We start from the raw sequence: 13,882 nt of genomic DNA on the forward strand, positions 1-13,882 counted from the left end.
CACCGAGTTCTTCCGTCACGCCGCCACGGCCCTCACCGCGGTCGGCCCAGGCCCGGTCTGATGCGGCGATCGACGGAGCGAAGACCATCGTCGGTGTGGCACATCACGATCCGTCCAGAGGTACGCCTCGGCGACCTCGGGTTCGCGCGGCCTTCCCGCGAGCCTTCAGTCGCTCAGATCTCACTCTACCGCAGTCCCAGGACCATGATCGTTATCGCACAACAAACCGCCACGTAGAACGCGAAGGCGGTCCAGCCGCATGCCGGTGTTTGCAGGTGAGTGGCCAGCCGAACCGAGGGACGCCTCATACGAGTGCCGACCTGCGCGCACGGCTATGCCCCACCGGCTCGCCGCCTCGTACGGCCTCCCCGATCAACAGCATGACCGGTTCACGGGCCCCGACCGCTTCGACCAGGAAGGCGAGCGCGTCGAGCCGTCCATGGACCACACGTTCCCGCGGCAGCGAGGCGTTCACCACGACGAGCACCGGCGTGTCGGCGCGGCGCCCCGCCGCGATCAGCTGCCGTGCGACCGATCCGGCCGCGGCGCGCCCCATGTACACCGCGAGCGTCGCGCCCGAGTCCGCCAGGACCGCGGCGTCGAGCTCGGCCGGTGCGCCGGTGTCGAGGTGCGCCGTGACGAACACCAGCCGTCGGGCGATGCCGCGTGACGTCAGCGCGCTGGCGCCCGCCGCGGCGGCGGCGCTGGCGGCGGTCACGCCGGGGCAGACTCGTACCGGCACCCCTGCCGTCCGGCACGCCGCCAGTTCCTCCGCCGTGCGGCCGAAGATCGCGGGATCGCCGCCCTTCAGCCTGACGACGCGCGCGCCCTCCTGCGCCGCGGCGACGATCAGACCGTCGATGGTCTCCTGCGCGACCGAGTGGCGCCCGGACCGCTTGCCGACGCTGACACGACGCGCGCCCGGCGCGACGAGATCGAGCACTTCAGCGCTTACCAGCGCATCGTGAAACACCACGTCCGCCGCGCGGATCAGCCGCTCGGCCTTGCGCGTGAGCAACTCCGGGTCACCCGGGCCGGCGCCGACCAGCCACACCATGCCGGGGAGGAAATCGTCATGCGGCATCGGTCGTCTCCGTGGCGAGAAGGCGCGCCAGCGCCGGGCGGCACGAGCCGCAATTGGTGCCCGCGCCGATAGCGGCACCGATCGCGGCGACGTCGGCGAGCGACTGCTCGCGGATCGCGTCCAGGATCGTGCGCAGCCCCACGTTGAGGCAGGCGCACACGATCGGCCCGCGGTCCGCCGTGCCGCCGGGAGGGCGGCCGGCGAGCAGGGTCGGCGCGGCGGGCGCGTTCAGCTGAGCGATCAGCCAGTCGCGCGGCGGCAGCGCGCCGCTGGCCGTGAGGAAGAGCGCGGCGCGCAGTCGGCCTTCTGCCATGACGGCGATCCGCCGCGTGCCGCGCGCGCGGTCGGCCGCCTCGATCCGCTCCCCCGATGGCAGGCACGCCTCGATCGGTGCGAGCGGACCGTCACCGGCGAGCTCCCACAGGCTGCCCGCGGCGAGGGTCACGCGTGTCGCCCACAGGCAGTCGGGGCGACGCGCCGGTTCGCCCGCGACGAGCAGGAACCCGCGCCAGCCGCACGTCACCGCGCTCACCGCCGCGGGGCACGACTTGAAGCCGGGCTGGCCGCTGACGGGGTCGACCTGCGCGCGCGCCAGCCGGCCGGTGCGCCCGCCGCTCGCGTTCTGGTCGGTCCAGTGGATCGGCACGAACAGCTCGCCCCGCCGCTGCGCATCGGTGACGCGCGCGCGATACAGCGTCGCGCCCTGCGGCGTCGTCACGCGCGCGAGCCCGCCGTCGACGACGCCGGCGGTCGCGGCGTCGTCCGGGTGCAGCTCGACCAGCGGCTCGTCACGGTGTCGGGCGAGCCTGGGTGAGAGGCCAGTGCGCGTCATGCTGTGCCACTGGTCGCGGTAGCGCCCGGAGTTGAGCAGCAGCGGCCAGTCGCGCAGCGGTGCGGCGAGCGGTTTCTGTGCGACGGAGACCAGTCGCGCGCGCCCGTCGTCGGTGGGAAACCGACCGTCCGCGAACGGCGTGCCGCCCCAGCGGAACGGCGCCATCGCGTCATAGCCGGCGTTGCCGCCGGCGGCGTGGCCGGCGAGCGAGAACAGCCGCTCACCGTCGTTGCCGTAGGTCGAGAGGCGGACATGCTCGCGCCAGATCTCCGCGGGCCGGTCATAGGCGAAGGCGGTGCGCCACCCCATCCGGCGTGCCACCTGCGCGATGATCCACCAGTCGGGGCGCGCCTCGCCCGGGAGCGGGAAGATCGCGCGCTGGCGGCTGACGGTGCGGTCCGAGTTGGTGACGGTGCCGTCCTTCTCGCCCCAGGCCGCGGCGGGCAGCCGCACGTGCGCGAGGCGGCTGGTGTCGGTGTTCGCCACCACGTCGCTCACCACCACGAACGGACAGCGCGCCAGCGCGTCGCGGACTCGCCCCACATCGGGCATCGAGACCGCCGGGTTGGTCGCCATCACCCAGAGCGCCTTGATCCGGCCCTCCTTCACGGCGCGGAACAGGTCGACCGCCTTCAGCCCGGGTTTGGCCGCGATCGTCGGCGCGGCCCAGAAGCGCCGCACGAGCGCGCGCGAGGACGCCGAGAAGTCCAGGTGCGCCGCCAACGAGGTGGCGAGCCCGCCGACCTCGCGCCCGCCCATCGCGTTGGGCTGACCGGTCACCGAGAAGGGCTGCGCGCCGGACTTGCCGATCCGTCCGGTGGCGAGGTGCACGTTGAGGATCGCGTTGACTTGGTCGGTTCCCGTCACCGACTGATTCACGCCCTGGCTGAACAGCGTGACGGTGCGCGGCGACGCGACGAACAGCTCGTAGAAGCGGCGCAGCTCGGCGGGCGCGAGATCGCACGCGCGCGCCACCGACCAGAGGTCGCCGCCGTCGGCCAGCGCGGCCCAGAAGCCGTCCGGGACGGCGACATGGTCCCGGAGGAAGGCGCGATCGAGCGCGTCATGGTCGCGGCACCAGGCGAGCAGCCCGTTCATCAGCGCGACGTCGCTGCCCGGACGGAGGCGGAGGTGGAGGTCGGCCTCGTCGGCGGTCTCGGTGCGGCGCGGGTCGATCACCACCATCCGCGCGCCCGTGGCGCAGCGCGCGCGTACCCGCTGGTACAGCACCGGGTGGCACCAGGCGGTGTTCGAGCCGACCAGCACGATCAGATCCGCGGCGTCGACGTCGTCGTAGCTGGCGGGCACCACGTCCTCGCCGAACGCGCGCAGGTGCCCGGCCACCGCGCTCGACATGCACAGCCGCGAGTTGGTGTCGATGTTGGCCGAGCCGATGAAGCCCTTCATCAGCTTGTTGGCGACGTAATAATCCTCGGTCAGCAGCTGGCCCGAGACGTAGAAGGCGACGCTGTCGGGGCCGTGCTCCGCGATCGCGTCGCGGAAGCGGCGAGCGACGAGCTCCAGCGCCTTGTCCCAGCCTGCGCGGCGCTGGCCGATCATCGGGTGCAGCAGGCGGCCGTCGAGCCCGACCGTCTCGCCCAGGTGCGTACCCTTGGAACAGAGCCGACCGCGATTGGCGGGATGGTCGACGTCGCCCTCGATCCGCACCGCCCGCTCGCCGGTGCGGGTGGCGACGATGCCGCAGCCCACGCCGCAATAGGCGCAGGTGGTGCGGACGCTCACGCCGCCGCCCGCAGCGTGCTGGCGCGGCAGAGCAGCACGCGTCCGCCGCTCAGCTTGACCGGCACCGTCGGCGTGCAGCCGCGATCTTCTCCCTGCGCCTCGCCGCTCGACAGCGCGATCCGCCAATTGTGCAGCGGGCAGGTCACCGTCGCGCCGTGGACGATGCCCTGGCTCAGCCGACCGTGCTGGTGCGGGCAGCGGTCGCGCAGCGCGAACACCTGCCCGTCACCGGTGCGGAACAGCGCGATGTCGTCGCCGCCGTCGACCTGGACGACGCGGCTGCCCCGCAGCGGGATCTCGTCGATCCAGCCGATGTCGAGCCACTCACCCGTCATGCCCATTCCTCCTGCGGCTGGGGTCGCGGCTGGAAGCGCGCCATCGGCGCGTGATGCTCGCGCTCGGCTCCGGCGGCGCGCGCCGCCCAGGGATCCTCCTGCGTGAACTGCTGCGAGAACCAGAAGCGCTCGGCCAGCGCGGCGCGCGCCTCCGCGTCGGGCAGCAGACGCGACTGGACGTAGGCGAGCCCGACGCGCTCGATCCACGGCGCGGTGCGCTCGAGGTAGCGTGCCTCCTCGCGGTAGAGCTGGATGAAGGCGGCGCACATCTCGATCGCCTCGCGCTCCGTGGCGACCTTGCACAGCAGGTCGGTGGCGCGGACCTTGATCCCGCCGTTCCCGCCGACGTGGAGCTCATAGCCCGAGTCGACGCACACCACGCCGAAGTCCTTGATCGTCGCCTCGGCGCAATTGCGTGGGCAGCCGCTGACCGCGATCTTGAACTTGTGCGGCATCCAGCTGCCCCAGGTCGCGCGCTCGATCCTCACGCCCAGCCCGGTCGAGTCCTGCGTGCCGAAGCGGCACCACTCGCTGCCGACACAGGTCTTCACCGTGCGCAGCGCCTTGCCGTAGGCGTGGCCCGACACCATGCCGGCGGCGTTGAGATCGGCCCACACCGCGGGCAGGTCCTCCTTGCGGATGCCGAAGATGTCGAGCCGCTGGCCGCCGGTCACCTTGACCATCGGTGCGTCATACTTCTCCACCACGTCGGCGATCGCGCGCAGCTCGCGCGGGCTGGTGATCCCGCCCCACATCCGCGGCACCACCGAGTAGGTGCCGTCCTTCTGGATGTTGGCATGGAGCCGCTCGTTGACGAAGCGGCTCTGCTGGTCGTCGACATACTCCCCCGGCAGCGCGCACAGCAGGTAATAGTTGAGCGCCGGGCGGCACGAGGCGCAGCCGTCCGGCGTCGCCCAGTGCAGCCGCTGCATCACCTCGGGGATCGAGCGCATGCCCTGCGCGACGATCTCACGGCGCACGTCGTCGTGGCCGAAGCTGGTGCAGCGGCACAGCGTCTTCGGCCCGGTCTCGACCGCGCCGTCGAGCCGCCACGCGAGCAGCGCCTCGACCGTGCCGGTGCACGCGCCGCAGCTCGCCGACGCCTTGCACCCGGCGCGCACCGCGTCGAGCCCGTGCGCGCCGCCGTCGATGCAGGCCAGCACCTTGCCCTTGCTGACGCCGTTGCAGCCGCAGATCTCCGCCGCGTCGGAGAGCGCCGCAACGGCCGCTCTAGGGTCCGCGGGGGCGCCCTCCGCGGCGAAGGCCTGGCCGAAGATCAGCGCGTCGCGGAACGGCGCCACGCTCTCGCCCCGCTTGAGCAGGTCGAAATACCAGTTGCCGTCCGCGGTGTCGCCGTACAGCACGGCGCCGACCAGGCGGTCGTCGCGGACGACGACGCGCTTGTAGATGCCGCGGCTGGCGTCGCGCAGCACGATGTCCTCGGCACCGTCGCCGCCCGCGAAATCGCCCGCGGAGAAGACGTCGAGCCCGGCGACCTTGAGCTTGGTCGCGGTCGGCGCGGGGCGGTAGCCGCTCGGCGTGCCGACCAGCCCATCCGCGAGCGCGCGGCACATGTCCCACAGCGGCGCCACCAGCCCATAGACCTGGCCGTCGTGCTCGACGCACTCGCCCACGGCGAGCACCGCCGGGTCGCTCGTCACCATATGGTCGTCGACGCGGATGCCGCGACCGACGTCGAGCCCGGCAGCGCGCGCCAGCGCCACCGCGGGGCGGATGCCGACCGCCATCACCACCAGGTCGGCGGCGATCTCGGTGCCGTCCTTGAGCCGCACCGCCTCGACGCGGCCGTCGCCGGTGATCGCGGCGGTGTCGGCGCCGGTCAGCATCGTCTGACCGCGCGCCTCGAGCGCGGACTTCAGCAGCCACGCCGCCGCCTCGTCGAGCTGGCGCTCCATCAGCGTCGGCATGAGGTGCAACACCGTCACGCGCATGCCGCGCAGGCTGAGCCCGTGCGCCGCCTCCAGCCCGAGCAGCCCGCCGCCGATCACCACCGCGCTGCCGCCGCGCGCCGCCGCGGCGAGCATCGCCTCGACGTCGCGCATGTCGCGGAAGCTGACCACGCCGGGCAGGTCGTGGCCCGGCACCGGAATGACGAACGGGTCCGAGCCGGTGGCGATCAGCAGCCGGTCGTAGCCGAGCGTGAGTCCCGAGCGGGTGAGGACGGTGCGTTCGGCGCGATCGATCGCCGCGACGGGATCGCCGCTCAGCAGCGTGATGCCGTTGTCGGCATACCAGCCGGCATCGTTGATCACGATGTCGTCGAACGTCTTCTCGCCCGCCAGCACGGGGGAGAGCATGATCCGGTTGTAGTTCACCAGCGGCTCGGCGCCGATGATCGTGACGCGGTAGCGATCGGGGTCGCGTGCCAGCAGCTCCTCGACCGCGCGGCAGCCGGCCATGCCGTTGCCGATCACGACAAGATGCTCGCGCAGGTCGCCCGCGGGCGGTTCGATGGGGTCGTGTTTCACGATAGCTCCCTGTCAGTCGGAGGTGTCGGGTAAGGTCAGATCCGGACGCCGCCGCCGGCGCTCCAGCGGCGGCGCCAGTCCGCCTAGACGAGGGTGAGGCCGAGCAGCGCGAGCCCGGCGAGCCCGGCGAAGACGAGGAAGCCGGGCGCGAAGCTGCCGGTCGCCTGCTTGGCCACGCCGAGCGACGAGGCGAGGTAGAAGCCGCCCACGCCCCCCGCCATGCCGACCAGCCCGGTCATGACCCCGATCTCGGCGGCGAAACGCTGTGGCACGAGCTGGAACACCGCGCCGTTGCCGACGCCCAGCGCCAGCATCGCGAGCGCGAACAGGGTCAGCGCCGCCTGCACCGTTGGCGCGGCGCTGACGCCGACCAGCGCCAGCGCGGCCAGCGCCAGCGCGGCGGAGAGCGCGCGCACCCCGCCGACGCGATCCGCCAGCGCGCCGCCGACCGGGCGCACCAGCGAGCCGGCGAAGACGCAGAGCGCGGTGGCATAGCCCGCCGCGACCGTGCTCAGTCCGAAGCGATCGGTGAAGTAGATCGGCAGGCTCGCCGCCAACCCCACGAACCCGCCGAACGTCACCGCGTAGAAGCCCATCAGCCACCAGGCGTCGCGCTGGCGCAACGGGCTGAGATAGGCCGCGACGGAGCGCGGTGCCGGCGGGTTGGGCGCGTCCTTGGCGAGCGCCAGATAGACCAGCAGCACCGCGCTGAGCGGCAGGCAGGCGAGCCCCAGCACCGCGTTCCAGCCGAACGCCTTGGCGAGCGCCGGCGCGAACAGCGCGGCCAGCACCGTGCCGGAATTGCCCATGCCGGCGAGCCCCATCGCCTTGCCCTGATGCTCGGGCGGGTACCAACGGCTCGCCAGCGGCAGGGCGATCGCGAAGGAGGCGCCCGCGAAGCCGAGGATCACCCCCAGTGCCAGCGTGCCGGCGAGGCTGTTCACGCCCAGCAGCCAGGCCATCGCGAGCCCGGCGATGACGATGATTTGGCTGATCGCGCCCGCGCGCTTGGGCCCGATCCGGTCCACGACGAGGCCGTTGACGACGCGCAGCACCGCCCCGGCGAGCGTCGGCGTCGCGACCATCAGCCCCTTCTCCGCAGGGGTAAGGCCGAGTGTCAGCGCAATCTCAGGCGCGAGCGGGCCGAGCAATACCCACACCTTGAAGGCGAGGTCGAAATAGAGGAAGGCCGCGATCAGCGTCGGCGTGTGGCCGCTGCGCCAGAAGCCGCCCGTCTTGTCCGCCGCCCGATCCCAATATGCCGTCGCCATCGCTGCTCCTTCGCGGAACCAGAAACGAAAAAAGCCGCCAGGACGGCGGCCCGTGGCGGGCGCGTCCTGGCGGCTTCGTTGCCTCGTCGGACGGGCCGTCGGCCCGTCGTCGGTCAGCGTCGTCACCCCGGCGTTGGAGCGAACGACGCTGCTATCTCGTGCCCGACGCCATTGCCGGGCGACGCTGAAGCTGCCTGATTCGCGGCGTGCGCACAAGCCCTTTCTCGCAAGTGCAGCACCGCCGCGCGATCACGGCAGCCCGGCGAGATACCCCGGTATGTCGTCGGGATCGAAGGCGCGGCCGTCGAAGAAGCGGTCGGTGCCGAGCACCAGCCGCCCCTGCGTCGAGCCCGCGCCGATCGGCTCGTCCAGGGCCCCCTCCAGCTTCGAGCTGGCGCCGGGCAGCGGCGCGCCGGTGCCGGCGAGCGCGGCGCGGTACAGGTCCGGGCGGAACGTCGCGCTCGCCACCCCCGCCTCGCCGGCGTCGAAGGCGCGGCCGTCCCAGCGCGTCATCTGCGCGTACAGCCAGGCGGCCTGGCTGCGCCACGGGAAGTTGGCGGCCTCACGGTACTGGAACATGAAGTCGGGATAATGGACCGGGGTGCCGCCGGCGACGAGCCGCACCCGGTCCGTGATCGCGCGCCGGATCGCCTCGGCGGGGGCGTCGAGATAGACCGGGCGGGCGAGGATCGCCGCGCTCTCCTCGGCGCTGTCGGGCAGGACGAAATGCGCCGCCGCGGCGTGGAGCGCGCGGATCAGCCGCGCGGTCGCGTCGGCGCGCTCGGCCGCCACCTCGGCGCGCATCGCCAACACCTTCTCGACTCCGCGGCGCCAGATCTGCGCGGTCGCCAGCGCGATCCGCCCGACGCCGCGATCGACCGCGATCGAGTTCCACGGCTCGCCGACGCACAGGCCGTCGACCTCGCCCGCGGCGAGCGCGTCCGCCGCGAAGGTCGGGCTGGTGACGACGATCTCGACGTCGCGGTCCGGACGGATGCCGACGCCGGCGAGCCAGTAGCGCAGCATGTAATTGTGGCTGGAGTAGCGATGCACCACACCGAAGCGCAGCGGCTGTCCCCGCGCGTGTCGTGCCGCGGCGACGGCGCGCAGCGCGGCGCCGACCGCCGCCGGGTCACCGAGCGACTCGCCGAGGCCGCAGGCGGTGCCGAGCGCGGTGGAGAAGGTGATCGCGTTGCCGTTCAGCCCGAGCACGAAGGGCACGGCGATCGGCACCGCGGGCCGGTCGCGCCCGAGCGCGGTGGCGATCGCCAGCGGTGCCACCATGTGCGCCGCGTCGCTGTGGCCATACAGAAGCCGATCGCGCACCGTCGCCCAGGTGACGTCGCGGACGAGCTCCAGCGCGAGCCCTTCCCGCTCGGCGAACCCCAGTTCGTGCGCCAGGATCGGCAGCGCGGCGTCGACCAGCGGCAGGAAGCCGAGGCGCAGCGTCTCCAAGGTCACGGCAGGTCTCCCATCAGCGCGTCGCTCGTGACGATCGCCTCCGCCACCTCGGCGATGCGCCGATTCGAGCGCATCGCATGGTCGCGCAGCAGCGCGTAGGCGGCGGGCTCGTCGATGCCGCGGCGACGCATCAGGATCGCCTTGGCGCGATCGATCGTCTGGCGGTCGGCCAGCAAGGTGCGCGCCTCGGCGAGTTCGGCCTGGAGGCGCGAGAAGGCCTGGAAGCGCCGGATCGCGACGTCGAGCACCGGCTTGATGCGCTGCTTGGCGAGACCGTCGACGACATACGCCGAGACGCCGGCGTCGACCGCGGCGAGCGCCGCCTCGGCGTCGGACTGGTCGACGAACATGGCGATCGGGCGGTCGAGCGCGCGCGACATGGCGAAGAAGTCCTCGAGCAGGTCGCGGCTGGGGTTCTCGAGGTTGATCAGCACCACCTCGGGCGCACACGCCTCGATCTGCTTCACCAGCGGCCCGGCCGGGTCGATCACCACCCGGTCGTCGAGCCCGGCCTCGCGCAGCCCGTCGGCGATGATCGCCGCGCGAGTCGTGCTGGTGTCGATGATCGCGATCCTCACGGCCCTGCCTTAGGCCACCGGGCGATCCCGCCGCCACCCCGCACGTGGCGCGCGCCGGCACGTAGCGAGCGAAGAACCGATCACGCTCCGGCCGAGGAGGCCGGCGGCGCGGACGCACCCGCGCGGCCGCGGCACGCTCGAGCATGACCGCGCCGTCGCGCTCCATCGCGACGACCCGCCCCGGGCACCGGCGTCGCCATCATGCCGCGCCCCTCACTCGAGCGTTCGGCGCCGCCGGACCCCGACCTCAGAGCCAGGGATGCAGGATCTCGGCGCGCGACGGACCGGCCAGGCCGACCAGGATGTCGCCGACCTCATCGAGCAGCCCGTCGAGTCCCGGCAGATGACCCGAGTCCGTGTCCGGCCCGCTGTACACCACCTTGGCGGCGTCGCTCACACCCAGCAGCGTCACCGAGGTGCCGCCGCTGAACGTCACCCGCAGGTCGTTCACGCCGTCGCGGTCGACGTCGCTCACCTGCGTGCGCAGCACGCGCAGGCCGTCGTCGAGCACGATCCGGTCCGCGGCGGTGTCGAAGTCCCCGATCGTGTCGCTGCCCTCGATCCGCCCGAAGTGGAAACTGTCAGCTCCCGCTCCGCCCCACAGCTGATCGTTGCCGAGCCCGCCGAACAGCGCGTCGCGTCCCGCACCGCCGCGCAGCACGTCGTTGCCGAGCCCGCCGAAGAGGAGGTCGTTGCCGTCGCCCCCGTCGAGCGTGTCCTGACCCAGGCCGCCGATCAGCCGGTCGTGCCCGCCCAGCCCCGACAGCGTGTCGTTGCCCAGGCCGCCCGACAACCGGTCCTCACCCGCGGTGCCGGTGAGCCGGTCGGCGAAGATCGTGCCGGTGCGCGTGATCCCGTCGGCGATACCGGTGACGGTCACCTCCACCGTCGCGCTGCTGGTCAGCCCGGCAGCGTCGGTGACGGTGTAGCTGAAGCGGTCGGTCGCGGTCGCGCCGGTCGCAAGCGAGTCGAACGAGTCGGCGTCGGCGACGTAGCGCAGCGTCTGGCTCGCCGCGTCGAACGCGACGTGGCCGAGCGTGCCCTGCGTGTCGACCGCGGCGATCGTCAGCGTGTCGCCGGCGTCGGGGTCGCGGTCGTTGCCGAGCAGCGTCGCCCAGAGGTTGGGGCTGGTGGCGTCCTCGTCGACGCGCACGGCGTCCGCCGCGGCGGCGGGTGCCTCGTCGACGTCGCCCACCGCGATGACGAAGCCGTGCTCGGTCGCGGCGCCCGCGCTGTCAGTGGCGCGCGCGACGATCGCGTGGCTCGCCGCAGCCTCGTGATCCAGCGGGATCGTGGTGGTGATCACGCCCGTCCCGGCATCGACCGCGAAACGGCCGCCGGCGTCGTCGATCAGCGCGTAGTGCAGCGTGTCGTTGGGCGTGTCCGTGGCGGACAGCGTGCCGACGACCGTGCCCGGGGCCAGGTTCTCGGCGACGCTGGCGTGGCTGAGTGTCAGGTCGCTCGGCGCGGCGCCGACGAACAGCAGCGCCACCTGCGGATCGTGATCGGTCGGGCGCTCTCCCGCCGCCTGCGAGTTGAGGTGGGCCGAGTCGTAGCTGGCGCCGCCGACCAGCCCCTGGGTGACGAGGACGTTGTCGATCTGCTGCGCGTTGCCCTCGAACAGATAGGAATAGCGCTCCTCGCTGGGCAGCAACGTGTTCAGGTTGGTCAGCACGCCGCCCTTGGCCGGATCGGTCAGCTGGGTCTGCGCGTCCTCGAAGTAGAAGCCGTTCCAGTCGCCCAGCACCGCGATGTTGAGCGCCGGGTCGTCGGCGAGATGTTCGGTAATATAGGCCTTCACGCCCGCCGCCTGAGCGGTGCGGGCGGCGTCGCCGGCGTTGACCGCTGGCTGGTCGGCGCCCTGCAGCGGCTCGCTGCCGAGCCGCGAGGTGAGGTGGACGTTGATCGCGGTCACCGTCTCGCCGGCGAAGGTGAACTGCGCCACCAGCGGGTTGCGCGTGCCCTGATAGGCCGCGCCGGTGATCAGCTCGGCGCTGCCGTCGACGTAGCCGACGCGGTCGGTGTTGTAGAGATAGCCGTTGCGGATGTTGCCGCCGGGCTCGCCCCCGGTCGAGCCGGCGACGGTGGGTGCCACCTCGACATAGGCGTAGTGCAGCCCGGACTGCGCGTAGATGGCATCGATCAGCCCCTGCGCGGTGACCGTGCCGGACAGGTCGCCGCCGCTGCCGGCGCCGTCCGCGTCCTGGATCTCCTGCACCGCGATGACGTCGGGCGCCTTGAGATTGTAGACGATGTCACCCGCCAGCACGTCGAACTTCTGGTCCGACGTGTCGAGATTCTCGAGATTGTAGGTGGCGATCGAGAGATGGTTGCTGTCGCCCGCCAGCGACGTGACCTCGCGCGCCAGCGTCACGTCGCGGGTGACGCTCACCGCCTCCGTGGCAATCACCTCATATTGGTCGAACGAGTAATTGACCACGCCGGTGACGCTGCTGAGCTGGTCGCCGATGGTGTAGCCCGGGTGGAAGCCGGCGAAGACGCCGCTGTCGTCGTCGATCTGGATCTTCTCGGGATTATAGTCACCCGGCGAGATGGTGATGCCGCCGCGGTCGTTGACGCCCGTCGCGCCCTGCCCGTGCGAGGCGACCACGTCGGTCTCGCCGAAGTCGTTGGTGTTCGAGACCGCCTGCGGCGCGTCGATCGTCACGCGCATGCCCTCGAGCGACTCCCAAAAGTCGAGCCCGTCGTGCGTCGGATCGAACTGGCTGAGCCTGTCGTCGTCGAGCACCGCGCTCGGCGGCAGCACGCCGCCCTGGCCGATCACCACCGCCGCGGGCAGCGCGTTGCCGCTGCTCTCCACCGTCACGGTCGGGCGGGTCAGCTCGGTCAGCGTCAGACCCTGCGCGTCGCCGGCATATTCGGTCACCGTCGCGGCGACGGACACGCCGTCGCCCACCGTGACCGTGGGCGCTGTGCTGGTGAAGACGAAGATGCCGTCCGAGGTGGCGTCGTTGCCGTCGCCGTGCGCCGACTGGAGATAGAAGCCGTTGCTGTCGACCGCGGTGACGATGCCGGTGGTGGTGACGCTCTGGCCGACATAGACGGAGCGGTGCGCCTCGCCCTGGATCGCGCCGATGCTGAGCGCGATCGGGTCGTCGTTGACGATCGTGCCGGTGGCGTGCGCGACGTCGACCACCACGTCGCCGGTGGTCGCACCCAGCGTCAGCGACAGCGTCTCATTGGGCTCGCCGACGACGTCGCCGTGCACCGGCACGACGATCGTCCTGCTCGCCTCGCCCGCGGCGAAGCGGACCGTGCCGCCGAGCGCCGCGCCGGGGGCGAGGTCGTCGGCGGTCGCCGTGCCGTCGAGATGGATGGCATAGTCGACGCTCGCCGCCAGCGCGGTGCCGCCGGCGCGGCGCACGGTGAAGACCAGCTGCGTGACGCCGTCGTCGCCCTCGGCCACCTGCGCGTCGGCGACGCTGATCCGCCCGGTGCCCGTGGCGGAGAGGAAGCTCTGCCCGGCGTTGACGCTGCCGAAGCTACTCGCCTGCCCTGCCGCCCAGGTGAAGTCGGCCGCGCTCGAGCCGGCGCCGGTGAGCTGGAGCGACAGGCCGATCGCGGGGGCGGGATCCTCCGACACGCCGATGTCGGTGCTGGTGACGCCCGCTGCCGGTGTGCCGGCGGCCGCGGTGAAGCTGCCCTCGTAGGAGAGCAGCTGGACGACGCTGCCGTCGGGCGCGATCAGCGCGACTCCGTCGGCACCGCCGTTCTGGATGCCCGCGCGCGCGAACGACAGCGCGCCATAGCCAGCGCCCTCGTCGTCGATCGTGCCGTTCAGCGCCAGCGTGTCGTACGCCGGCGCAGCGGCGGGCGTGTTCGTGCCATTGTAGAAGACCAGACGATAGCCGCTGAGATCGGTGCCCGCGACGCCGGCGATCTCGATCGCCTCGCCGGCATCGGTGCCGACATTGTCATAGTGGATCTCGTTGATGAAGACGTCAGGCATCACCGGCACTCACGTTGGAGAGAATCTGCAAGTTTAAGAGCGACGTAGTAGGTCAGTATGACAGACATATGGCGGCACTGCCGGTGCCGGTCGCGCTCGCTCCGCCGCGCGACGGGCCG

The 13,882-nt window shown here is 72.2% G+C and carries 8 protein-coding genes; all 8 read right to left on the reverse strand.

Going from position 1 to position 13,882, the window contains the following annotated elements:
- Positions 1–304 precede the first annotated feature (304 nt).
- The 8 genes from cobA to FHY05_RS02420 all read right to left on the reverse strand — a co-directional run bounded on the left by cobA (position 305) and on the right by FHY05_RS02420 (position 13,763).
- Positions 305–1,084 (reverse strand): uroporphyrinogen-III C-methyltransferase, encoded by a 780-nt coding sequence (gene cobA, locus FHY05_RS02385; protein ID WP_183942785.1) that lies wholly within the window; start codon positions 1,082–1,084, stop codon positions 305–307.
- The gene (locus FHY05_RS02390; RefSeq protein ID WP_183942786.1) at positions 1,074–3,659 is read right to left on the reverse strand and encodes a nitrate reductase; all 2,586 of its coding nucleotides are present in this window, start codon (positions 3,657–3,659) and stop codon (positions 1,074–1,076) included. Before FHY05_RS02390 ends, cobA begins: the two co-directional genes overlap by 11 nt.
- On the reverse strand, positions 3,656–3,994 hold the full coding sequence (gene nirD, locus FHY05_RS02395; RefSeq protein ID WP_183942787.1) for a nitrite reductase small subunit NirD: 339 nt from the start codon (positions 3,992–3,994) through the stop codon (positions 3,656–3,658). The genes FHY05_RS02390 and nirD overlap by 4 nt, the downstream gene beginning before the upstream one ends.
- Positions 3,991–6,483 (reverse strand): nitrite reductase large subunit NirB, encoded by a 2,493-nt coding sequence (gene nirB / locus FHY05_RS02400; protein WP_183942788.1) that lies wholly within the window; start codon positions 6,481–6,483, stop codon positions 3,991–3,993. The genes nirD and nirB overlap by 4 nt, the downstream gene beginning before the upstream one ends.
- 83 nt (positions 6,484–6,566) lie before the next feature.
- On the reverse strand, positions 6,567–7,754 hold the full coding sequence (locus FHY05_RS02405) for a NarK/NasA family nitrate transporter (protein ID WP_183942789.1): 1,188 nt from the start codon (positions 7,752–7,754) through the stop codon (positions 6,567–6,569).
- Positions 7,755–8,003: 249 nt separating this feature from the next.
- Positions 8,004–9,215 (reverse strand): ABC transporter substrate-binding protein, encoded by a 1,212-nt coding sequence (locus FHY05_RS02410; RefSeq protein ID WP_183942790.1) that lies wholly within the window; start codon positions 9,213–9,215, stop codon positions 8,004–8,006.
- Positions 9,212–9,793: an ANTAR domain-containing protein gene (locus FHY05_RS02415; protein WP_183942791.1), complete on the reverse strand. Its 582-nt coding sequence runs from the start codon at positions 9,791–9,793 to the stop codon at positions 9,212–9,214. Before FHY05_RS02415 ends, FHY05_RS02410 begins: the two co-directional genes overlap by 4 nt.
- A gap of 247 nt (positions 9,794–10,040) precedes the next feature.
- On the reverse strand, positions 10,041–13,763 hold the full coding sequence (locus FHY05_RS02420) for an Ig-like domain-containing protein (RefSeq protein WP_183942792.1): 3,723 nt from the start codon (positions 13,761–13,763) through the stop codon (positions 10,041–10,043).
- Positions 13,764–13,882 lie beyond the last annotated feature (119 nt).

The sequence above is a fragment of the Sphingomonas sp. BK580 genome (assembly GCF_014194975.1).
GTDB lineage: Bacteria > Pseudomonadota > Alphaproteobacteria > Sphingomonadales > Sphingomonadaceae > Sphingomonas.

Excerpts from the sequence above, each read along its gene's own strand:
- cobA (WP_183942785.1), bottom strand. The coding sequence starts at position 1,084 with ATGCCGCATGACGATTTCCTCCCCGGCATGGTGTGGCTGGTCGGCGCC.
- nirD (WP_183942787.1), bottom strand. The coding sequence starts at position 3,994 with ATGACGGGTGAGTGGCTCGACATCGGCTGGATCGACGAGATCCCGCTG.
- FHY05_RS02405 (WP_183942789.1), bottom strand. The coding sequence starts at position 7,754 with ATGGCGACGGCATATTGGGATCGGGCGGCGGACAAGACGGGCGGCTTC.
- FHY05_RS02420 (WP_183942792.1), bottom strand. The coding sequence starts at position 13,763 with ATGCCTGACGTCTTCATCAACGAGATCCACTATGACAATGTCGGCACC.